General features: G+C 64.5%; 22 protein-coding genes. 7 read left to right on the top strand and 15 right to left on the bottom strand.

The window, feature by feature from the left end; all coding sequences use genetic code 11:
• Nucleotides 1-24: 24 nt before the first annotated feature.
• From rpsH to ATF69_RS19885, 12 genes are all read right to left on the bottom strand, one after another.
• On the bottom strand, nt 25-420 hold the full coding sequence (rpsH, locus tag ATF69_RS19940; RefSeq protein WP_005793636.1) for a 30S ribosomal protein S8: 396 nt from the start codon (nt 418-420) through the stop codon (nt 25-27).
• A gap of 20 nt (nt 421-440) precedes the next feature.
• A complete protein-coding gene (gene rpsN / locus ATF69_RS19935) occupies nt 441-746 on the bottom strand; it encodes a 30S ribosomal protein S14 (protein ID WP_015016017.1) in 306 nt (101 codons plus the stop codon).
• Between the two features lie 8 nt (nt 747-754).
• Nucleotides 755-1,294, bottom strand: a complete 540-nt coding sequence (rplE, locus tag ATF69_RS19930) for a 50S ribosomal protein L5 (protein WP_005793632.1) — start codon at nt 1,292-1,294, stop codon at nt 755-757.
• A gap of 9 nt (nt 1,295-1,303) precedes the next feature.
• Complete coding sequence (rplX, locus tag ATF69_RS19925) at nt 1,304-1,624, bottom strand: 50S ribosomal protein L24 (RefSeq protein WP_008906524.1); 321 nt, start codon at nt 1,622-1,624, stop codon at nt 1,304-1,306.
• Nucleotides 1,625-1,633: 9 nt separating this feature from the next.
• Nucleotides 1,634-2,002 (bottom strand): 50S ribosomal protein L14, encoded by a 369-nt coding sequence (rplN, locus tag ATF69_RS19920; protein ID WP_007861702.1) that lies wholly within the window; start codon nt 2,000-2,002, stop codon nt 1,634-1,636.
• A 194-nt stretch (nt 2,003-2,196) separates the two neighbouring features.
• Nucleotides 2,197-3,789, bottom strand: a complete 1,593-nt coding sequence (locus ATF69_RS19915; RefSeq protein WP_146872052.1) for a glycerol-3-phosphate dehydrogenase/oxidase — start codon at nt 3,787-3,789, stop codon at nt 2,197-2,199.
• A 188-nt stretch (nt 3,790-3,977) separates the two neighbouring features.
• On the bottom strand, nt 3,978-5,708 hold the full coding sequence (locus ATF69_RS19910; protein ID WP_056065378.1) for an ABC transporter substrate-binding protein: 1,731 nt from the start codon (nt 5,706-5,708) through the stop codon (nt 3,978-3,980).
• Nucleotides 5,709-5,821: 113 nt separating this feature from the next.
• Nucleotides 5,822-6,130 (bottom strand): DUF2160 domain-containing protein, encoded by a 309-nt coding sequence (locus ATF69_RS19905; RefSeq protein ID WP_056065375.1) that lies wholly within the window; start codon nt 6,128-6,130, stop codon nt 5,822-5,824.
• A 12-nt stretch (nt 6,131-6,142) separates the two neighbouring features.
• On the bottom strand, nt 6,143-6,955 hold the full coding sequence (locus ATF69_RS19900) for a carbohydrate ABC transporter permease (protein ID WP_056065372.1): 813 nt from the start codon (nt 6,953-6,955) through the stop codon (nt 6,143-6,145).
• Nucleotides 6,948-7,844 carry a carbohydrate ABC transporter permease gene (locus ATF69_RS19895; protein ID WP_056065369.1) on the bottom strand — a complete coding sequence of 299 codons (897 nt, stop codon included), beginning with the start codon at nt 7,842-7,844 and terminating at the stop codon, nt 6,948-6,950. Before ATF69_RS19895 ends, ATF69_RS19900 begins: the two co-directional genes overlap by 8 nt.
• Nucleotides 7,845-7,902: 58 nt before the next feature.
• Nucleotides 7,903-8,994, bottom strand: coding sequence for an ABC transporter ATP-binding protein (locus tag ATF69_RS19890; protein ID WP_056748076.1), 1,092 nt, complete (start codon nt 8,992-8,994; stop codon nt 7,903-7,905).
• Between the two features lies 1 nt (nt 8,995).
• Nucleotides 8,996-10,087, bottom strand: a complete 1,092-nt coding sequence (locus ATF69_RS19885; protein WP_056065364.1) for an ABC transporter ATP-binding protein — start codon at nt 10,085-10,087, stop codon at nt 8,996-8,998.
• Nucleotides 10,088-10,322: 235 nt separating this feature from the next.
• On the opposite strand from ATF69_RS19885, the gene ATF69_RS19880 reads away from it, so the two are divergent.
• The 3 genes from ATF69_RS19880 to proC all read left to right on the top strand — a co-directional run bounded on the left by ATF69_RS19880 (nt 10,323) and on the right by proC (nt 13,597).
• The gene (locus ATF69_RS19880) at nt 10,323-11,087 is read left to right on the top strand and encodes a DeoR/GlpR family DNA-binding transcription regulator (RefSeq protein WP_056065359.1); all 765 of its coding nucleotides are present in this window, start codon (nt 10,323-10,325) and stop codon (nt 11,085-11,087) included.
• 21 nt (nt 11,088-11,108) lie between these two features.
• Nucleotides 11,109-12,602, top strand: coding sequence for a glycerol kinase GlpK (gene glpK, locus ATF69_RS19875; RefSeq protein WP_146872051.1), 1,494 nt, complete (start codon nt 11,109-11,111; stop codon nt 12,600-12,602).
• A gap of 158 nt (nt 12,603-12,760) precedes the next feature.
• Entirely contained in the window at nt 12,761-13,597 is an 837-nt protein-coding gene (proC, locus tag ATF69_RS19870; protein WP_146872050.1) for a pyrroline-5-carboxylate reductase, read from the top strand.
• A gap of 43 nt (nt 13,598-13,640) precedes the next feature.
• On the opposite strand, the gene ubiA is transcribed toward proC, so the two are convergent.
• Entirely contained in the window at nt 13,641-14,534 is an 894-nt protein-coding gene (gene ubiA / locus ATF69_RS19865; RefSeq protein ID WP_146872049.1) for a 4-hydroxybenzoate octaprenyltransferase, read from the bottom strand.
• 196 nt (nt 14,535-14,730) lie between these two features.
• Between ubiA and ATF69_RS19860 the strand changes: the two genes are divergently transcribed.
• The 4 genes from ATF69_RS19860 to ATF69_RS19845 are packed head-to-tail and all read left to right on the top strand — an operon-like array spanning nt 14,731 to nt 20,816.
• A complete protein-coding gene (locus tag ATF69_RS19860) occupies nt 14,731-18,174 on the top strand; it encodes a response regulator (RefSeq protein WP_146872048.1) in 3,444 nt (1,147 codons plus the stop codon).
• An 8-nt stretch (nt 18,175-18,182) separates the two neighbouring features.
• A complete protein-coding gene (locus tag ATF69_RS19855; protein WP_116750181.1) occupies nt 18,183-19,019 on the top strand; it encodes a CheR family methyltransferase in 837 nt (278 codons plus the stop codon).
• Complete coding sequence (locus tag ATF69_RS19850) at nt 19,016-19,639, top strand: chemotaxis protein CheB (protein WP_146872047.1); 624 nt, start codon at nt 19,016-19,018, stop codon at nt 19,637-19,639. The genes ATF69_RS19855 and ATF69_RS19850 overlap by 4 nt, the downstream gene beginning before the upstream one ends.
• A gap of 52 nt (nt 19,640-19,691) precedes the next feature.
• Nucleotides 19,692-20,816, top strand: coding sequence for a hybrid sensor histidine kinase/response regulator (locus ATF69_RS19845; protein WP_146872046.1), 1,125 nt, complete (start codon nt 19,692-19,694; stop codon nt 20,814-20,816).
• A gap of 127 nt (nt 20,817-20,943) precedes the next feature.
• On the opposite strand, the gene ATF69_RS19840 is transcribed toward ATF69_RS19845, so the two are convergent.
• Together ATF69_RS19840 and ATF69_RS19835 are read right to left on the bottom strand one after the other, a co-directional pair.
• Complete coding sequence (locus tag ATF69_RS19840) at nt 20,944-21,312, bottom strand: response regulator (protein ID WP_056747877.1); 369 nt, start codon at nt 21,310-21,312, stop codon at nt 20,944-20,946.
• Nucleotides 21,313-21,497: 185 nt separating this feature from the next.
• Entirely contained in the window at nt 21,498-22,016 is a 519-nt protein-coding gene (locus ATF69_RS19835) for a Dps family protein (RefSeq protein ID WP_060984998.1), read from the bottom strand.
• Nucleotides 22,017-22,039: the final 23 nt, after the last annotated feature.

The following is a 22,039-nucleotide window of genomic DNA, read 5'->3' as shown; positions in this document are numbered from 1 at the left end:
TCAGTTTCTCCTCAATGCCGCGGGTTAGGCCACGTAACAGAGCACTTCGCCACCGACACCGGTAGCGCGCGCCTTGCGATCGGTCATCACGCCCTTGGGCGTTGTGACAATTGCCACACCCAGACCGTTCATGACTTGTGGAATGGAATCACGGCCTTTGTAGACACGCAGACCAGGGCGGCTGACGCGCTCGATGCGCTCAATCACTGGACGGCCTGCGTAATACTTCAGGGCAATTTCGAGTTCGGACTTGCCAGCTTCGGTCTTGACCTGGAAGCCGTCGATATAACCTTCGTCCTTCAGCACCTGGGCGATGGCGATCTTCACTTTGGAAGATGGCACCAGAACCGTGGCCTTGGAGACCATCTGTGCATTACGGATGCGGGTCAGCAAGTCAGCGATGGGATCACTCATGCTCATGTTTAATCTCTCCTGCCTGCTTACCAGCTGGCCTTGGTGACACCTGGGATGTCGCCATTGAAAGCCAGTTCGCGGATCTTGGCGCGAGCCAGACCGAATTGACGGAAGGTGCCACGTGGACGACCGGTGATTTCGCAACGGTTACGCTGACGTGTGGGGTTTGCGTTGCGCGGGAGCTTTTGCAGGCCCAGGCGGGCTGCATCACGCTCTTCGTCGCTGCGCTTGGCATCGCCAGCGATTGCCTTCAGTTCCGCATACTTGGTTGCGTACTTGGCTGCCAGTTTTTCGCGCTTCAGTTCGCGCTGGATCAAAGCTACTTTAGCCATGCTTCGCCTCAGTTCTTGAACGGGAAACGGAAACCAGCGAGAAGCGCCTTGGCTTCTTCGTCGGACTTGGCCGTCGTGGTGATGCTGATATTGAGACCGCGCAGGGCGTCAACCTTGTCGTACTCAATTTCAGGGAAAATGATCTGTTCTTTGACGCCGATGTTGTAGTTGCCACGGCCATCGAAGGCGCGACCGGAGATACCACGGAAGTCACGAACGCGGGGCAGCGCCACGGTCACGAAACGATCCAGGAACTCATACATCTGCACGCCACGCAGCGTGACCATACAGCCAATGGCCTGACCTTCGCGGATCTTGAAACCAGCGATAGCCTTCTTGGCCTTGGTCACCACAGGCTTCTGACCAGCAATCTTGGTCAGATCGGCCACAGCGTTGTCCATCACCTTCTTGTCCGAGACTGCTTCGCTCACGCCCATGTTCAGCGTGATCTTAGTCAGACGGGGAACCTGCATCGGCGAGGTGTAACCGAACTGCTTGGTCAGCTCGGGAGCGATCTTGTCGCGGTAAATTTCTTGGAGTCGTGCCATGTTTACCCCTTAGGCCGCCTTGATTTCAGCGCCGCTGGACTTGAACACGCGAACGCGCGTGCCGTCAGCCTGCACCTTGATGCCCACGCGATCAGCTTTGCCAGTAGCGGCATTGAAGATGGCCACGTTGGACTGGTGAATCGGCATGGCCTTTTCGATGATGCCGCCCGTCGTACCCTTCATAGGGTTTGGCTTGGCGTGCTTCTTGACCAGGTTGATACCGTCGATGACGAGGTGAGAGTCATCCTTGCGCAGCGACACAGTGCCACGCTTGCCCTTGTCACGGCCGGTCAGCACGATGACTTCGTCGCCCTTGCGAATCTTGTTCATGGCGCGTCCTTAGAGAACTTCAGGAGCCAGGGACACGATCTTCATGAACTTCTCGGTACGCAGTTCACGCGTCACGGGTCCAAAGATGCGGGTGCCAATGGGCTCCAACTTTGCATTCAGCAACACTGCTGCGTTGCCGTCGAATTTGACGAGCGAACCGTCGCCGCGACGAATACCCTTCGCCGTGCGAACCACCACTGCGCTGTAAACCTCGCCTTTTTTGACGCGGCCACGTGGAGCGGCTTCTTTGATGCTCACCTTGATGATGTCGCCAACGCTTGCATAGCGACGCTTCGAGCCACCCAGCACCTTGATGCAAAGGACGGACTTGGCGCCGGTATTGTCGGCAACCTCTAACCGAGATTCTGTCTGGATCATTTCAATATTCCCAACTTGCACCAGAAGACAACAGCCCCAGAGAACTTCTCAAGGGCTGCAAATCAGCCAGTCAGTCTTGGGCCCGTCGTCCGCACCGCAAACCATTTGCAGCACTTCCCGCTGGGCAGAAACTTCACGTATGAAACGCGAAGCCCTCGATTATTGCAAAAGACTTTTAGGAAGTCAAGCGCGTGTTATGTGGGCACATGCAGATACTGTTGCGCCAGGGCCAGAAAGGCCTCCAGTTGCGGATCGGCGCCTAGCTCCTCGCGCAGGAGGCCTGCGACAACCGGCGCCAGCTCAATCGCCTTGCGGGCATCCAGGAACAGCAGACGCGAACGCCGCGCCAGCATATCTTCCACCGTACAGGCGTATTCGTAGCGGGCCGCAAAGCGCACCATTGCCACCGTCAGGCCGCCCCCGAGATCCGTCTGCGCTCCGGGCATTGCCCGCACCTCAGCCGCTTCCGTGCCGTAAGAGTGCAGTCCTTGGGCGTCGCTGATGCGGTGCTGTACGGGCTCCCGAGGAGTTCCCACCAACGGCAGATGATTGGTCACCCCAGCTGGTTTTTCAGGCAACAGCCCCGTGGTGAAGCATTTTTGCAACACATCTTCGGCCATTGCCCGGTAGGTGGTCCATTTTCCACCCGTCACGGTGATCAGGCCACTGCGGCTGGCCAGCACGGTGTGCTCCCGGCTGATCTTTTTGGTGTTGTCGCCGTCGTCGTCCTGCGGCTTGACCAGCGGACGCAAGCCCACCCAGATGCTACGGATGTCCTCGACGCGGGGCGCGCGGGTCAGGTAGCGCGCGGATTCCTCCAGGATGAACCGCACTTCCTCCCGGAAGGGCTCAGGCTCGCGCACCACATCCTGGCGCGGGCTGTCGGTGGTGCCCAGAATAAGTTTGCCCAGCCAAGGCACCGCAAACAGCACGCGGCCATCGGCCGTCTTGGGCACCATCAGCGCGTGGTCGGACGGCAAGAACTCCCGGTCCACCACAATGTGCACCCCCTGGCTGGGCGCCACCATGGGCTTGACAGGCCGACCGATGGCTTCGCCGTCCATCTGGCGCAGGGTGTCCACCCACACGCCCGTGGCGTTGACCACCGACCGAGCGCGCACCGTGAATTGTTGGCCGCTGTCCGCGTCCTCGCAGACAAAACCCACGACCTTGCCAGCCTCGTGAACCAGCGACCGTGCGGGACAGTAATTGACAACCAAAGCGCCCAGGCTGGCGGCCGTGCGCGCCAGCGCCAAGGCCAGGCGAGCGTCATCGAACTGGCCGTCCCAATATTTGACACTGCCCTTGAGCCCCTCGGTACGGGCGGTGGGCAGACATTGCAGGGTGCGAGCGCGCCCCAGAAACTCCGTAGCGCCCAGGCCAGCCTTGCCTGCAAGCGCGTCATACATCATCAGCCCGATGCCATAGAAGGGTGTTTCCCAGAAACGGTAAGACGGCATCACAAAGGGCAGCGGTTGCGCCAGATGGGGCGCGTTGTGCAGCAGCGTGGTGCGTTCATGCAGCGCCTCGCGCACCAACGCGATGTTGCCCTGGGCCAGGTAACGGACCCCGCCATGCACCAGCTTGGTGGCCCGGGACGAGGTTCCTTTGGCGAAATCGTGTGAATCCACCAGCACGACGCTGAAGCCGCGCGCCGCGGCATCCAGCGCCACCCCCAGGCCCGTCGCGCCACCGCCGATCACGGCGAGGTCATACTGGTGCGGCTGGGCGAGGCGGGCCAGGAGGTCGGCGCGCCGTGTAGGAAGGGGTGCGGTGGCAATGGTCATGGGGTGATTGTCCATGGGCGGAGTAGAAACCAAGGGTTTACCCTTGAATTCCTGACACTCCCGGGGTGAGAACCCGCCCCGCAGCCGCACAGGTGCCGAGGGCGGTATCGAGCAAAAAAGGCAGCCAGAGACCTTGTGAGCCCTGGCTGCCGATCAATGGTGGTTGCAACCACACCTTGATCTGTGGATCAGCGCGTCTTGCCGTCCTTCCACGCCTGCAGCAGCTTGTCGTAGGCAATGGTTTCGCCCTTTGGCTTCTCATTCGCCAGCTTCTTCCAGGGCGCCTGCTTGTCGCTCAGCCACTTGTTGGGGTCGCTCTTGGGGTTGAGCTTGGGCGCGCAGTGGGCCATGCCTGCGCGTTCCAGACGGGCCATCACCTGGTCCATCTCGTCGGCCAGGGTGTCCATGGCGCCCTGGGGAGTCTTCTCACCCGTGACCGCCTGCGCCACGTTCTTCCACCACAACTGGGCCAGCTTGGGGTAGTCGGGCACATTGGTGCCGGTAGGCGACCATGCCACGCGCGCCGGGCTGCGGTAGAACTCGACCAGGCCGCCGAGCTTGGGGGCGGCGTCCGTCATGGCCTTAGACTGGATGTCGCTCTCGCGGATCGGGGTCAGGCCCGTCAGCGTTTTCTTGAGCGACGTGGTCTTGGCCGTCACGAACTGGGCGTACAGCCAGGCGGCAGCCGTCTTGTTGGCGTCATGGTCCTTGAAGAAGGTCCAGGAGCCCACGTCCTGGTAGCCGTTCTGCATGCCCTGCTTCCAGTAGGGGCCGTTGGGGCCGGGGGCCATGCGCCACTTGGGCGTGCCGTCAGCATTCACCACGGGCAGGCCGGGCTTGGTCATGTCGGCCGTGAAGGCGGTGTACCAGAAGATCTGCTGCGCGATCTGACCTTGTGCGGGCACGGGGCCGGCTTCGCCGAAGGTCATGCCCGTGGCTTCCTTGGGCGCGTACTTCTTCATCCAGTCCACGTACTTGGTCAGCGCATACACGGCTGCGGGCGAGTTGGTCGCACCGCCACGGGCCACGCTGGCGCCCACGGGAGTGCACTTGTCGTCCGCCACGCGGATGCCCCATTCGTCGATCGGCAGGCCGTTGGGCGCGCCGATGTCGGCAGAGCCCGCCATGGACAGCCATGCGTCGGTGAAACGCCAGCCCAGGGATGGGTCCTTCTTGCCATAGTCCATGTGGCCATAGATGGGCTTGCCGTCGATGTTCTTCACGTCGTTGGTGAAGAACTCGGCGATGTCCTCATAGGCGCTCCAGTTGAGCGGCACACCCAAGTCGTAGCCGTACTTGGCCTTGAACTTGTCCTTGATGTCCTTCCGGTCGAACAGGTCGGCACGGAACCAGTACAGGTTGGCGAACTGCTGGTCGGGCAACTGGTACAGCTTGCCGTCTGGCCCGGTCGTGAACTTGGTGCCGATGTAGTCCTTGATGTCGATGCCGGGGTTGGTCCACTCCTTGCCTGCACCGCCCATGTAGTCGGTCAGATTCATGATCTTGCCGTAGCGGTAGTGCGTTCCGATCAGGTCCGAGTCCGAGATCCAGCCGTCATAGATGGACTTGCCAGACTGCATGGAGGTCTGCAGCTTCTCGACCACGTCGCCTTCCTGGATCAGGTCGTGCTTGACCTTGATGCCAGTGATTTCCTCAAACGCCTTGGCAAGCGTCTTGGATTCGTATTCGTGGGTGGTGATGGTCTCGGACACCACCGAGATTTCCTTCACACCCTTGGCCTGCAGCTTCTTGGCCGCGTCCATGAACCACTTCATTTCGGCCATCTGCTGGTCTTTGCTCAGCGTGGAGGGCTGGAACTCGGTGTCGATCCATTTTTTGGCCTCCGCCTCGCCCGCCATGGCGGCCTGACCCGTCATGACCGCCACTGCCAGTGCCAGCGCTGTGTACCGCGTCTTCATAGTGCCTGTCTCCTCATAGTCATCTCCCCTTTGGATGCAAGGGTCACGCGGCTCCGGGGAAGGGTTGAGCCGCGCGACGGGAACCATTGAAACCAAGGCTGCCTGCAAACACCTCACCCCTTGCGCAGGATGAGCAGCAGCAGCGCCATCGACAACACAAAGCTGATCCAGATCGACGGGTCGCCCTGCAGGCTGAACCACTGGGCCAGCTTGCCGCTGACGCCGACAAAAATCAGATTCACGTAGGCCGCCGACAACAGCCCAATGAACAGCCGATCACCGCGCGTCGTCTCCAGCGGCAAAAAACCCTTGCGCATCGTTGTGGGCGACTTGATCTCCCACACTGTCATACCGATCAGCATCAGCACGATGCAAATGAAGAACACCGCCACGGGCAGCGTCCAGGCCATCCAGTCAAACATGTCGCTGCCTCCTTAAACCCGCCCCATCGCAAAGCCTTTTGCGATGTAGTGGCGAACAAACCAGATCACGATCGCACCCGGCACGATGGTCAGCACGCCAGCGGCGGCCAGCGTCGCCCAGTCCATGCCCGAGGCGCTCACCGTGCGCGTCATGGTGGCCACGATGGGCTTGGCATTCACGCTGGTCAGCGTGCGCGCCAGCAGCAGTTCTACCCAGCTGAACATGAAGCAGAAGAACGCTGCCACGCCCACACCAGCCTTGATGAGCGGCAGGAAAATGGTCATGAAAAAGCGCGGAAAGCTGTAGCCATCGATATAGGCCGTCTCATCGATCTCGCGCGGAATACCGCTCATGAAGCCTTCCAGAATCCACACCGCCAGCGGTACGTTGAACAGCAGGTGCGCCAGTGCCACAGCAATGTGCGTGTCCATCAGCCCCACGGTGGTGTAGAGCTGAAAGAACGGCAGCAGGAACACGGCGGGTGGCGTCATGCGGTTGGTCAGCAGCCAGAAGAACACATGCTTGTCGCCCAGGAACTGATAGCGGCTGAAGGCATAAGCAGCGGGCAGCGCCACGGTGAGCGAGATCACCGTGTTGATGCCCACATAGATAAGGCTGTTGATATAGCCCGAATACCAGGACTCGTCCGTGAAGATGGTCTTGTAGTTGGCCCAGGTGAAGTGCTGGGGAAAGAACGTGAAGGTCGAAAGAATCTCCTCGTTCGTCTTGAAGCTCATGTTGACCATCCAGTAGATGGGCAACAGCGCGAACAGCAGGTAGACAACAAGGAAGATCGACCGCTTCTGGAAGCGCTTTTCATTCATGGCCGGCTCCTTCGTTGCTGGCGGTACCCACGCGCTGCATCCAGTTATAGAGGATGAAGCACAGCAGCAGGATGATGAAGAAATAGATCAGCGAAAACGCTGCGGCAGGGCCCAGGTCGAACTGGCCCACGGCCTTGGTCGTCAAGTACTGGCTCAAGAAGGTGGTGGCATTGCCCGGTCCGCCGCCGGTCAGCACGAACGGCTCGGTGTAGATCATGAAGCTGTCCATGAAGCGCAGCAGCACCGCAATCATCAGCACGCCACGCATCTTGGGCAGCTGGATGTAGCGGAACACCGCGAACTTGCTGGCGCCATCGATGCGTGCCGCCTGGTAGTACGCGTCGGGGATGGAGCGCAACCCGGCAAAGGCCAGCAGCGCGACCAGCGGCGTCCAGTGCCACACATCCATCAGCAGCACCGTGAGCCAGGCCTGCGTGGCGTTGCCGGTGTAGCTGTATTCGATGCCCACCTCTTGCAGCAGCCTGCCCATGAGGCCGATGTCGGCACGGCCATAGATCTGCCAGATGGTGCCCACCACGTTCCAGGGGATCAGCAACGACAGCGCCACCACCACCAGCACGGCGGACGACTTCCAGCCCTGAGCAGGCATGGACAGTGCCAGCAGGATGCCCAGCGGAATCTCCACCGCCAGCACAGCCAGCGAGAAGGTGAGCTGGCGCAGCAGCGCGGCGTGCAGTTCCTCGTCGCGCATCACCTGTACGAACCATTCCGTGCCCACGAAGACACGGCGCTCGGGGCTGATGATGTCTTGCACCGAGTAGTTCACCACCGTCATCAGCGGCAGGATGGCCGAGAAGGCCACACACAAAATCACGGGCAAGATCAGGAACCAGGCCTTCTGGTTCACGGGTTTGGTCGTGGTACTCATTGGAAACCTCCGTGCTGCGCACTGCGGTGCTGAGCGCCTTCGGGCGGCCGGGCGGCGCTCATGGTGCGACCTCCGCGGTCAGCAACTGCTCGTTCTGGTAGAAGCAGGTGTGGGTTCCCAGCACCTGCAGCCATGCCGTGTCACCGGCCGATGGCAGCCGCGTCTCGGGCGTGAAGCGCGCCTTGACGGTGTGCTCGCCCACCTTGGCGGTCAGCATCTGGTAGGTGCCGATGTCCTGCACTTGCACCACGTTGCAAGGCAATGCGCCCGGCTGCTGCGGCTGGGCCAGCGCCAGGTATTCGGGCCGGATGCCGACCTGCAGGACACCGTTTGGCAGCGCACGGCCCACGGGGCTGGCCAGGCGGTGCCCGGCCACAGTGAGGCTGTCGCCCTCGCTGTGCGCAGGCAAGAAGTTCATGCCCGGCGAGCCAATGAAGTGCCCCACAAAAGTGTGCGCGGGCCGCTCGAACAAGGCATCGGCCGACCCCACCTGCACGGCCTTGCCGCGCGTCATCACTACCACCTGGTCGGCAAAGGTCAGCGCCTCCACCTGGTCGTGGGTCACGTAGATCAGCGTGAGCTTGAGTTCGTGGTGGATCTGCTTGAGCTTGCGGCGCAGCTGCCACTTGAGGTGCGGGTCGATCACCGTGAGCGGCTCGTCGAACAGCACGGCCGCCACATCGGCGCGCACCAGTCCACGGCCCAGCGAGATCTTCTGCTTGGCGTCGGCCGCGAGGCCTGCCGCGCGCTGGTTGAGCTGGCCGCTCATTTCCAGCATCTCGGCGATCACGCCCACACGCTGCTTGATCTGGTCCTCGGGCACCTTGCGGTTGCGCAGCGGGAAGGCCAGGTTCTCGGCCACCGTCATGGTGTCGTAGATCACCGGGAACTGGAACACCTGGGCAATGTTGCGCTCCTGGGGGCTGGCGCGCGTCACGTCACGCCCGTCAAACAGCACCTTGCCGTGCGACGGTACGAGCAGGCCCGACATGATGTTGAGCATGGTGGTCTTGCCACAGCCCGAGGGGCCGAGCAGCGCATAGGCACCACCGTCCTCGAACTCCATCTTCAAAGGCAGCAGCGCGTAGTCGCCGTCCTGCTGCGGGTTGGGCTTGTACGAATGCGCCAAATCCAGACTGATGCGGGCCATGTCAGCGCCCTCCTTGTGCAGTAGCGGGCCTTGCGGGCGCCCAAGCCAGTCGGCCATCAGCACCAAACACATAGACCTGGGCAGGGTCCAGGTGCAGCGTGATGGGCGTGCCCAGTTCAAAGTAATGCACACCGGTCAACTGCGCCACCAGGTCACCCCAGGGTGTGGCCGCGTGCACAAAGGTGTCGGAGCCCGAAATTTCGGCCAGCTCGACCACTCCGCCCACACTGATGTCACCCGGGCGGGCCACCACGCGCAGCGCACTGGCGCGCACGCCTGCCGTGAGCCCTGCGGCCGTGGCCACCCCTTGCGGCAGATGCACCGCCAGCTCCACCCCACCCTGCAGACGCACCCCGGAAGGGGCCGCCGAGGCAGCAATGAGGTTCATGGGCGGGTCGCTGAAAGCGCGCGCCACACGCAGCGAATTGGGGGAATGGAACACCTCGGCGGTGGGGCCGTACTGCAGCAACTGACCTTCGTCGAGCACTGCGGTGTAGCCGCCCAGCAGCAGGGCCTCGCCCGGCTCGGTGGTGGCATAGACCACGGTGGACTGGCCGGCAGCAAACAGCTGGGTCAGCTCCTCGCGCAGTTCTTCGCGCAGCTTGTAGTCCAGGTTCACCAGCGGCTCGTCCAGCAGCATCAGCGGCGCACCCTTGGCCAGCGCACGCGCCAGCGCCACACGCTGCTGCTGCCCGCCGGAGAGTTCGGCCGGGTAACGATCCAGAAACATGTCGATGTGCAGGCGGCTCGCAATCTCACGCACCCTGGCGTCGATGTTCTTTTCACCGCGCAGCTTCAGGGGCGACGCAATGTTGGCCGCCACCTTCATCGAGGGGTAGTTGATGAACTGCTGGTACACCATGGCCACATTGCGGTCGCGCACGGGCATGCCAGTCACATCCACACCATCGACCTTGACGGTGCCCGACGTGGGCGTATCCAGCCCGGCCATGATGCGCATCAGGCTGGTCTTGCCCGCCTGGGTCGCTCCCAGCAATACCGTCACGGCATTGGGCTGCAGCGACAGGTTCATGTCGTACAGCCAGGTCTGCGCCCCGACTTTTTTGCTGATGCTGTCCAACGCCAGCTGCATGAAGCATCCTCTTCCGGCCCTGAGGCCTGTGTGAAAGGGCTGCACACACGCACGGCAGCCCTCAAATTTCGATCTTTTTCATTTTTGTTCCTTTTTGTTCGAATCGAATCAAGGTTTACCCTTAATCAATTCGTTTTTGTTCGATTTACAGTCTTTAGCGTGCCACCGGGCACCAAAGCGAATGTTTCAGATTCGTTACGATTCGGTGACATAACACTGCGCACAACACCCCACCGTGAACACCAATCCCCGCCAACTCCAACTCCTCGAAGAAGTGCGCGCGCGCAAGTCCGCCACGGTGGAACAACTCGCCGACACCCTGGGGGTCACGCTGCAGACGGTGCGCCGCGATGTGCAGCGCCTGGCGGAGTCGGGACTGCTCACGCGCTTTCATGGCGGCGTGCGCGTGCCCAGCTCCACGGTGGAGAACCTGGCGCACACCCAGCGCGAAAACCTGCATGCCGAAGGCAAAGCGCGCATTGCGCGCGCCGTGGCCGAACAGGTACCCAACGACTGCTCGCTGATCCTGAACATCGGCACCACCACCGAGGCAATTGCCAAGGCACTGCTGCACCACCGGGGCCTGCGCGTGATCACCAACAACCTCAACGTGGCCGCGATCCTGAGCGGCAACCCCGAGTGCGAGGTCATCGTGGCCGGCGGCGTGGTGCGCGCCCGTGACCGGGGCATCGTGGGCGAAGCGGCGGTGGACTTCATCCGCCAGTTCAAGGTGGACATTGCGCTCATCGGCATTTCGGGCATCGAGCCGGACGGGTCGCTGCGCGACTTCGACTACCGCGAGGTGAAGGTGGCGCAAACCATCATCGAGCACGCGCGCGAGGTCTGGCTGGCAGCCGACTTCAGCAAGTTCAACCGCCCGGCCATGGTGCAACTGGCCACGCTGGCGCAGATCGACCGCCTGTTCACCGATGCACCACCGCCCGAGCCCTTCCCGGCCCTTCTGCAAGATGCTGAAGTCATCTGCACGGTAGCTGCATAGCTTCACCTATCCTTTGCCCTCATGACCTACCTGCTCGCTCTCGACCAAGGCACCTCCAGCTCCCGCAGCATCGTTTTTGACGAAGGCGGCCACATCGTGGCGCAGGCGCAGCTGGAGCTGCCGCAGATCTACCCCCAGCCCGGCTGGGTGGAGCACGACCCGCTGGAGATCTGGCGCACCCAGATCACCACCGCGCGCGATGCGCTGGCCAAGGCGGGCATTGCGGCCAGCGACATACGCGCCGTCGGCATCACCAACCAGCGCGAGACCACCGTGCTGTGGAACCGCCAGACCGGCCAGCCCGTGCACCACGCTATCGTGTGGCAGGACCGGCGCGCCGAACCCGCCTGCGCCCAGCTGCGCGAACAAGGCCATGCCGCCACCATCCGGGCCAAGACCGGCCTGCTGGTGGACGCCTACTTCTCCGGCACCAAACTGCAGTGGATGCTGGACCATGTGCCCGGCGCGCGGCAAGCGGCCGAGCGCGGCGAGCTGGCCTTTGGCACGGTGGACAGCTGGCTGATGTGGAAGCTCACACACGGCAAAGTGCACGTGACGGATGTGAGCAACGCCTCGCGCACCATGCTGTTCAATGTGCACACCAACCAGTGGGACGACGAGCTGCTGGCGCTGCTGCGCATTCCCAAGGCGCTGATGCCCGAGGTGCTGCCGTCCAGCGCCCACTTTGGCGACATCGCGGCCGACCTGCTGGGCCACGCCATCCGCATTGGCGGCGTAGCGGGCGACCAGCAAAGCGCGCTGTTCGGCCAGGCCTGTTTCACCGCCGGCATGGCCAAGAACACCTATGGCACGGGCTGCTTCATGCTCATGCACACGGGCAGCACGTTCCAGACCTCGCAGAACGGCCTGCTCACCACCAGCGCAGCGCAGGCGACGGCGCAACCTGAATTTGCGATGGAAGGCAGTGTGTTTGTCGGCGGCGCGGTGGTGCAGTGGCTGCGCGACGGGCTGCGCGCCATCTCCACCAGCAACGAGGTGGAGTCACTGGCCCAAAGCGTGCCCGATTCGGGCGGCGTGATGATGGTGCCCGCCTTCACCGGCCTGGGCGCCCCCTACTGGAAGCCTGACGCACGCGGCACCATCACGGGCCTCACGCGTGGCACCACGCTGGGCCACATTGCGCGCGCGGCGCTCGAAAGCATTGCCTACCAGAGCGCCGCCCTGCTGCTGGCCATGAGCCGCGACGCCGTGGCCGCTGGCGGTGCGCCCGTGAGCGAACTGCGCGTGGACGGCGGCGCCTGCATCAACGACCTGCTGATGCAGTTCCAGGCCGACCTGCTGGGCATCCCGGTGGTGCGGCCGGCCGTCATCGAGACCACGGCCCTGGGCGCAGCCTACCTGGCAGGGCTGTCGAGCGGCGTGTACCGTAGCACGGATGAACTCTCGCGGCTGTGGCGCGCCGACCGCCGCTTTGTGCCCACGCTCAGCAGCGCGCGTGCGCAGGAGCTGATGGCGAACTGGGAACACGCCGTGCGCCAAACTACGGCAGCCTGAGGTCCCCGCGGCGCTGGGGTGACAAGGTCTCTGCCGTCCCAGTAGCCCGTCTTTCCTCCCATGAGTCCTGCCGCTGTCGCCGCTGCAGACATGGACTGACGGCCCGGCGGCGCTACCATCGTGGCCCTTCCTTGTTTGCCACCTTGCCTGCACGCACCATGAGCCAGACCACTGCCTCCCCAAACCTCCCCACCATCGCCTTCATCGGCGGCGGTAACATGGCCAGCGCCATCATCGGCGGCCTGATCGGCCAGGGCCACCCCGTGAGCCAGATCGAGGTGGTCGAGCCCTACGCCCCCACGCGCGAGGCGTTGCTCAAGAACTTTGGACTCACGGCGCAGCCCGAGGCGGGCGCTGCACTGCAGCGCGCCAGCATCGCGGTCTGGGCGGTCAAGCCCCAGACCTTCAAGGACGCCGCCGCACAGGCCAAGGCGCACACCCCGCAAGCCCTGCACCTGAGCGTGGCCGCTGGCATCCGCTCGGACAGCATCGCTCAGTGGCTGGGCACCGAGCGCATCGTGCGCACCATGCCCAATACACCCGCGCTGGTAGGCAAGGGCATGAGCGCGATCTACGCGCGCCCCGCCGTAACCAGCGCCGAGCGCCAGAGCGTGGAAGCCATCATGGCGTCCACCGGCGAATTCCTGTGGGTGGAGAACGAGACGCAGCTCGACGCCGTCACAGCCCTGTCGGGCTCGGGCCCGGCCTATGTGTTCTATTTCCTCGAAGCCATGACGCGCGCTGGTGTGGGCATGGGCCTGACCGAAGCGCAGGCGCACCAGCTGGCCGTGGGCACCTTTGTGGGCGCCTCGGAGCTGGCCCGCCGCTCCCATGAACCCCCGGCCGTGCTGCGTGAACGCGTCACCTCCAAGGGCGGCACCACCTACGCGGCCCTGCAGTCGATGGAAGCCAGCGGCGTGTCGCAGGCGTTCGAGGCCGCCATGCGCGCGGCCGAAAAACGTGCCAACGAATTGGGCAACGAGTTCGGATCTTGATGTTTTGGGGCGGTAGCGCTAGTCGATCAAGCGCTAACCGCTATCAATTGGTGAGCATTGCGCGCACGAGGTAACTGCCCGCAATGCCCGCAAACACCGTGGCGCCCAGCCAGTGGTTGATGCGGAACGCCTTGAAGCAGCCCTCGCGGGTGCGGGTGCGGATCAGCGTGAAGTGCCACACGGCCTGGGCCAACGCCACCGCAAGCGCTACATAAAAAATAGCACCCAGGGCATATGGTTGTAGCGCTACCGCCCAAATTCCCAAGAAAAGCAGATAGAACACCACGATGGCGGCCACATCCAGCCGCCCCAGGGTGATGGCCGAGGTCTTGATGCCGATCTTCAGGTCGTCGTCGCGGTCCACCATCGCGTATTCGGTGTCGTAGGCCAGCACCCAGAACATATTGCCCAGCCACATCCACCACGCCACGGCGGGCACGCTGCCCTGCACAGCGGCAAACGCGATGACGATGCCGAAGTTGAACGCAATGCCCAGCACCGCTTGCGGCATGGAGATGATGCGTTTGGTGAACGGGTAGGCAATGGCCACCAGCACGGCGGGTACCGACCATGCGATGGCGGCAGCGTTGGTGGTGAGCACCAGGCCAAAAGACACCAGCGCCAGCACCGCGCCCAGGCCCAGCGCCTCCTTCACCGACACCGCACCGGTGGTCACCGGGCGCTGCGCCGTGCGCTTGACGTGCTTGTCAAAGTCGCGGTCGGCCACGTCGTTCACACAGCAGCCCGCGCTGCGCATGAGGATGGTGCCCAGCACAAACACCGCCAGCAGGTGCCAGCCCGGGAAGCCGTCGGCCGCAATCCAGAGCGCGCTCAGCGTGGGCCACAGGCACACCAGCCAGCCAGCAGGGCGGTCCCAGCGGATCAGGTCGAGATAGAGCGAAAAACGGCTGCGGGGGGAAACAGGGGACGACGACATGATGGGACCATTACAAGAGCAGGCTCAGCAGCAAGACGCTGCGGCGGGTGGCGGGCCACGGGCGCACAGAATGTAGCAGCAGCGCCGCGACTGGGGCACGCATCCCCGGGGCCAGGTAACAGCCCCAGCGCGAGCACAAAACCCGTTAAAGTCTCCGCTCGTTCCGCCAACGCACCGCCCTCTGGGGCACCCACGCATGCCCCATACATCGACCTCCCAGGCCGCCACGCGTTTTGCTGTCCCCCGCGGAATGCTGGTGGGATTTGTGATTGCCGCCCTCGCCACCGTGCTGATCGCGCTGGTGAACTTCCGCACCGCCCAGGTACGCGCGCAAGCGGTGGAGGCCATGGACGAAACCACGGTGACCATGCGCCACCTCAACCTGTTCGTGTCCTCGCTGAAGGACGCCGAGACAGGCCAACGCGGGTACCTGCTGACGGGGGACGACACCTACCTGCAGCCCTACAACCTGTCGCTGAGCGCCATGGAGCGCAACATGGCGCGCCTGAAGGAACTGACGGACGACAGCGCCGTGCAGCGGCGCCTGGTGCTGCAGATCGACGACCTGCGCCACGAAAAGCTGCGCGAGCTGGGCGAGACCATTGAACTGCGCCGCTCCAAGGGCCAGGAAGCCGCCGTGGCCGTGACCCGCAATGATGCCGGCCGCGTGCTGATGGACCGCATCCGCGACCTGGCGTCGGACCTGTCCACGCTGCTGAACCAGCAGCTGGAGAGCGACCGCAAACAATGGGTGGAGGCTGCGGCCATGTCCACCTACTACTCCTGGGGCGGCTCGTTCGTGCTGTTGGTGCTCATCTGTCTGTCGGCCGCCGCCAATGCGCGGGAGTACCGCCTCAAGGCGCAGCAGTCGTGGGTGGCGGCCGGCCTCAACGGGCTGAGCCAGCGCATCCAAGGCGACCACCGGCTGGAAGATCTGGGCCAGCTCACACTCGAATACCTGGCGCAGTACCTGCGCGCCGCCGTGGGGGCGGGCTACGTGGCAGACTGCAACGGCGCGCTCACCCTGTTTGGTGGCTACGCCCTGCCCCGCGAGCGGCTGGAGCAGCGCCTGCTGCCCGGCGAGGGCCTGGTGGGCCAGGTGGCGCGCTCGCGCCAGATGCTGCATGTGCGCGATGTGCCCGCCGGGCACCTGATGGTGTCGTCCAGCACCGGCCAGTCCGCCCCCACCGAACTGCTGCTGGCACCCGCCATCGAGAACGGCGAGGTCTTTGCCGTGATCGAGCTGGGCTTTCATCGCCCGCTGACGGAGCCTGAGCGCACCCTGATGGAGCGCGCCTCGGGCATCCTGGCGGTGGCGATCCGCGCGGGCATTGACCGCAACCGCCTGGAGGCCTTGCTGGAAGAAACCCAGCGCCAGTCCGAAGAGCTGCAGACCCAGCAAGAAGAACTGCGCGTGAGCAACGAAGAGCTGGAGCAGCAAAGCCGCATCCTGCAAGAGTCGCAGGCCCAGATGGAGGTGCAGCAGACCGAGCTGGAGCAGACCAACGTCCACCTGGAGGCGCAGACCCAGCAGCTGGAATACCAGCGCGAGCAACTGCTGCGCGCCCAAAGCGCCATGACGGACAAGGCCCGCGAGCTGGAGCTGGCCAGCCAGTACAAGAGCGAGTTCCTAGCCAACATGAGCCACGAGCTGCGCACGCCGCTCAACTCGACCCTGATCCTGGCCAAGCTGCTGTCCGACAACAAGCCGGGCAACCTGAGCGCCGAGCAGGTGAAGTACGCGCAGACCATTTACGCGGCGGGCAACGACCTGCTGGCCCTCATCAACGACATCCTCGACCTGTCCAAGATCGAGGCCGGCCAGGCCACCGTGTCGGTGGAAACGGTGACGCTGTCCAAGGCCCTGCAAACGCTCATCGACCCGCTGCGCCCGCTGGCCCAGGAGAAGGGCCTGACGCTCACGGCCACCGTTGCGCCCGACGCCCCCGCCACGCTGGACACCGACCCGCAGCGCCTGGGGCAGGTGCTGAAGAACCTGCTGTCCAACGCGCTCAAGTTCACCGAGAAGGGCTCGGTGGCGCTGCATGTGTCGCGCAACCCGGACGACACGCTGTCGTTTGCCGTCAAGGACACCGGCATCGGCATTCCGGCGCACCAGCAGGAGCTGATTTTCGAAGCCTTCCGCCAGGCCGATGGCAGCACCCACCGCAAGTACGGCGGCACGGGCCTGGGCCTGTCGATCTCGCGCGATCTGGCGCAGTTGCTGGGCGGATCGATCCACGTGCACAGCACGCCGGGCGAGGGCAGCGTATTCACCCTGGTCCTGCCCCAGAAGCTGCTGCCTTCGTCGCCTGAAGCTGAACCCGCAATGCCGCTGGCGGCGCCTGCGCCAGCCCACGCGAAGGCACCGGTCGTCGCACCGGTTCCTTCGGCCCCCGCGTTGCCACCCGTGGCGGCCCCCACCGCACCCGCAGCCCCGCGCCGCGCGAGCGCGCGCAGCATTCTGGTGATTGAGGACGACGTGCGCTTTGCGCAGATCCTGAGCGACCTGGCCGGTGAGATGGACTTTGACTGCCACCTGGCCCACAACGCAGCGGATGGCCTGGCCTACGCCGTACACAGCCTGCCCAGCGCCATCGTGCTGGACGTGAACCTGCCCGACTTCTCGGGCCTGGGCGTGCTCGACCAGCTCAAGCGCAACCCGGCCACGCGCCACATTCCGGTGCATGTGGTGTCGGTGGCCGACTACTCGCAAGAGGCCCTGGGCCGGGGCGCCGTGGGCTATGCCCTTAAGCCCGTCAAGCGCGACGAGCTGGTGCATGCCCTGCAGCGGCTCGAAGCCAAATTCACCCAGGACCTGCGGCGCGTGCTGGTGGTGGAAGACGACGAGCGCCAGCGCGAGAGCGTGCGCCACCTGCTCACCAACGACGACGTGGAGATCGTGGGCGCGGGCACGGCGGCCGAGGCGCTGGCGCACCTGCGCGGCTCCACCTTCGACTGCATGGTGATGGACCTGAACCTGCCCGACCTGAGCGGCTACGAATTGCTGCAGCAGATGACAGAGCAGGATGGCGTCTCCTTCCCGCCCGTCATCGTGTACACAGGCCGCGCCCTGTCGCGCGACGAGGAGCAGCAGCTGCGCCGGTTTTCCAAGTCCATCATCATCAAGGACGCGCGCTCCCCCGAGCGGCTGCTCGACGAGGTCACGCTGTTCCTGCACCAGGTGGAGTCGGAGCTGTCGGCCGAGCACCGCCAGATGCTGCAGGTGGCCCGCAACCGCGAGACTGCCCTGGAAGGCCGCAACGTGCTGGTGGTGGAAGACGATGTGCGCAACGTGTTTGCGCTCTCCAGCATCCTGGAGCCCACCGGCATCCGCGTGGAGATTGCGCGCAACGGCCTGGAGGCCCTGCAGGCGCTGGAGCGCGCCGGCAGCGGCGGCCACCCTGCGATTGACCTGGTGCTGATGGACATCATGATGCCGGAGATGGACGGCTACACCGCCATGCGCGAGATCCGCAGCCGCCCCGAGTGGCGCCGCCTGCCCATCATTGCGCTGACCGCCAAGGCCATGAAGGACGACCAGGAAAAATGCCTGGCCGCCGGGGCCAATGACTACATCGCCAAGCCGCTGGACGTGGAAAAGCTGCTGTCCCTGGTGCGGGTGTGGATGCCCAAGTAGGCCCCGCCATGCCGCACCGCAAGGCCCGCACCGCAGACATCGAGCAGCGCCTGCTGATCGATGCGATCTACCACCGCTACCACTACGACTTCCGGGGCTACGCGCAGGCGTCGCTCAAGCGGCGGTTGGCGTCGGCGCTGGTGCAGTTTGACTGCAAGACGCTGTCGCAGCTGCAGGACCGCGTGCTGCACGAACCCGCCGTGTTCCCTGCGCTGCTCGAATACCTCACCGTGCAGGTGAGCGACATGTTCCGCGACCCGAGTTACTTCCAGGCGCTGCGCCAGGAGGTGGTGCCGCTGCTGCGCACCTACCCATCGCTCAAGGTCTGGGTGGCCGGATGCAGCGCGGGGGAGGAGGTGTATTCGCTGGCCATCCTGCTGCAGGAAGAAGGCCTGCTGGACCGCACCCTGATCTACGCTACCGACATCAACCCGCACGCGCTGCGCGCCGCCGAGTCGGGCGTGTTCGACGTGTCGCGGGTGGCGGCGTTCACCGAGAACCATGCGCGCTCCGGCGCGCGCAGCTCGTTGTCGGACTACTACGCGGCCGCCTATGGCCGCGTGGTGTTCGACAAGGGGCTGCGTGAGCACATGGTGTTCTCCGATCACAGCCTGGCCACCGACAGCGTGTTCGCCGAAGTCCATCTGGTGTCGTGCCGCAATGTGCTCATCTACTTCGAGCGCGACCTGCAGGACCGCGCCCTGGGGCTGTTCCGCGAGTCACTGTGCCACCGGGGGTTTCTGGGCCTGGGCTCCAAGGAGTCGCTGCGGTTTTCGGCACACACCGATGCGTTCGACGACTTCGTGCTGCAAGACCGCATCTACCGCAAGAAGGCCGGGCTGTGAGCAGCGCCGACCGCGCACCCAGGCCAGTGCCCCCGGGGGGCTACGCCGCCATCGTGGTGGGCGGGTCCTCGGGCGGTATCGACGCCTTGCTGGAACTGCTGCCCGCACTGCCCGCCACGCTGCAGGCGGCGGTGCTGGTGGTGCTGCACCTGCCCCGGGACCGGCGCAGCCTGCTGGTGGAGATTTTTCAGCCCCGCTGCGCCCTGCCGCTGCGCGAGGCGCAGGACAAGGATGCCATCACGCCAGGATCGGTGAGCTTTGCGCCACCGGACTACCACCTGCTGGTCGATGCCGGGCCCCAGGGCCCGCACGTGGGGCTGTCGGTGGACCCGCCCCTGCATTTTTCGCGCCCCTCCATCGACGTGCTGTTCGAATCAGCGGCAGACCACTACGGCCCCCGGCTGGTGGGCATTCTGCTGTCGGGCGCCAACGAAGACGGCGTGCACGGCCTGCAGACCATTCAGGCGGCGGGCGGCCTCACCATCGTGCAAGACCCTGCCAGTGCCAGCATGCCCACCATGCCGCAGGCAGCCATTGCGGCCTTGGCAGTTCACCAAATCCTGCCCCCTGAAGGCATTGCAAGGCTGCTGGCGGACCTGCACCAGCAACAGCAGCTTTGATCCGGGCGCATGCGTCCCTCTCTGAGAACCCCACCCACCCTCCCCACCGCCCATGCCCCAGACCGACCGCACCAAATGCCTGCTCGTCGACGATGTCGAGGAAAACCTCATCGCCCTGGAGGCGCTGCTGCAGCGTGACGGGCTGGACATCCTCAAGGCCCAGTCGGGCCCCGAGGCCCTGGAACTGCTGCTGGCCCATGACGACGTGGCCCTGGCCTTGCTGGACGTGCAGATGCCCGACATGAACGGCTTCGAGCTGGCGGAACTGATCCGGGGCAGCGAGCGCACCCGGCACATTCCGCTCATATTCATGACGGCGGGCTCACGCGAGCAGAACTGGCAGTTCCGGGGGTACGAGAGCGGGGCGGTGGACTTTCTCTACAAACCCATCGACCCGCACATGCTCACCAACAAGGCGAGCGTGTTCTTTGAACTGCACCGGCGCAAGCAGGCGCTGGCGCACGAGCTGCGCGCGCGCACCGAGGCCTTGCGCATCAACGAAATGTTCATGGCCGTGCTGAGCCACGACCTTCGCACACCGCTGCAGTCCATCGTTGCGGCGGCCACCGTGCTCAAGCGCCAGCCGCCCCCCGACAAGGCAGTGCTCATGGCCGACCGGGTGCTGGGCACCAGCCAGCGCATGGGCCACATGATCGAAGACCTGCTGGACGTGACCCGCATCCGCCAGGCGGGTGGGCTGGCCCTTCAGCTGGGCCCTGCCCACATGCAGGCGCTGGTGCAGCGCACGCTGGAGGAGGTGGCCACCAGCCACCCGGAACGCCCCATCGATTCCACCCTGCAGGGAGACCTGGCAGGCACCTGGGATGCGGAGCGCCTGTGCCAGGTGGTCACCAATCTGGTCGGCAATGCACTGCACCACGGCAGCGCCGACCACCCCGTACGGATTGCGGTGGACGGGACCCGCGCCGAGCAGGTGAGCATCACGGTGGCCAACGGCGGCACCATACCCCAAGAGCTGTTACCGCATTTGTTCGACCCTTTCCGGGGAGGAGAACGCGAGCCTGGCCGCCACCAGGGTCTGGGGCTGGGGCTTTTTATTGCACACCAGATCGTGCGGGCCCACCGTGGAACCATCGAAGCCAGGTCGCAAGACAATGTCACCACCTTTCAGGTAACACTGCCGCGCCATTCGCCAGCGCGCCCGCACCGCAGTTGACCATGCCAAGCGAGCGCAGCCAGCGTGCCAACCAGCAGACAAGCCGACCGCCGGAAGCCGTGAAGGCGCTACCAGGGTGATGTGACAGGGGGGGAGACGAACCGCGAGCGGGCCGTGCCCGCAAGCGTCAGCCGGCGGCCGAGGCCAGCGCGCTTTGGATGGAATCGAGCAGCTGCTCCAGCTCTTCCAGTTCGAAGGGTTTGAGCAAGGCGCGCACGTTCGGCCCCCAATTGCTCGGATGGCTGCCCAGTTCATACCCGGAACACAGCACCACCCAGCGCTGCGGATCATCTGCCAGCAGTTGGCGGGCCAGATCCGTGCCCGAAAGGCCGGGCAGGCTGACATCGGTCACCAGCACGTCAAAGGGGTCGCCAGCATCCAGCGCCAGCGCCTCTTCGGCAGAGGCGCAGGGCGTGACCGTCCGGCCTTCGCCTTCCATGAGCATGCCGATGGTCTCGCGCAGCTCCGGGTTGTCTTCAACGTACAGGATTCGCATACATCACAGGGAGTTGATCCGCCATGCCGTCCTGCGGAAAGGGAGCATGACCAAAACCCGCATCATGCGCAGGCGACCGTGCTGCGCCGTGTAGGACAAGGCGCTATTCTGCGCGCCTGTGCCATCTCCGCCGCGCGCAGCCGGGCCGTGCGTCGGCCGACGCGCGCGGGGGAAGGAGAGCCCTTTTATTCTTCCAGCAGCGAGCGCAGCATCCACGCCGTCTGTTCGTGCACCGTGAGGCGCTGGGTCAGCAGGTCGGCCGTGGGCTCGTCGCTGGCCTTGTCGGCCAGGGGGAACAGGCTGCGCGCCGTGCGGGCCACGGCTTCGTGGCCCTCAACCAGCACACGCACCATGTCCAGCGCCTTGGGGGGCTTGGCGGGGGCGTCGGGTACCGTCGCCAGCTTGCCAAACTCGGCATAAGAACCTGGTGCCACATGGCCCAGCGAGCGGATGCGCTCGGCAATCGGATCCACCGCGTTCCACAGTTCTGTGTACTGCGCCATGAACATGGTGTGCAGGGTGTTGAACATGGGGCCCGTGACGTTCCAGTGGAAGTTGTGGGTGGTGAGGTACAGCGTGTAGGTGTCGGCCAGCAGGCGCGACAGGCCCTGAGCGATGGCAGCGCGATCCTTGTCGCTGATGCCGATGTTGATACTGGGGGCAGAGGGTTTGCCGGATGCGGCTTTGCCAGGAGCTTTGGCCATGGGGAGGTTCCTTCCGTGCGGAG

The sequence above is a fragment of the Acidovorax delafieldii genome (assembly GCF_007993815.1).
In the GTDB taxonomy this organism is placed as follows: Bacteria; Pseudomonadota; Gammaproteobacteria; order Burkholderiales; family Burkholderiaceae_C; genus Acidovorax; species Acidovorax delafieldii.
The sequence above is the reverse complement of the archived record's forward strand: the minus strand, read 5'-3'. Positions and strand labels throughout refer to the sequence as shown.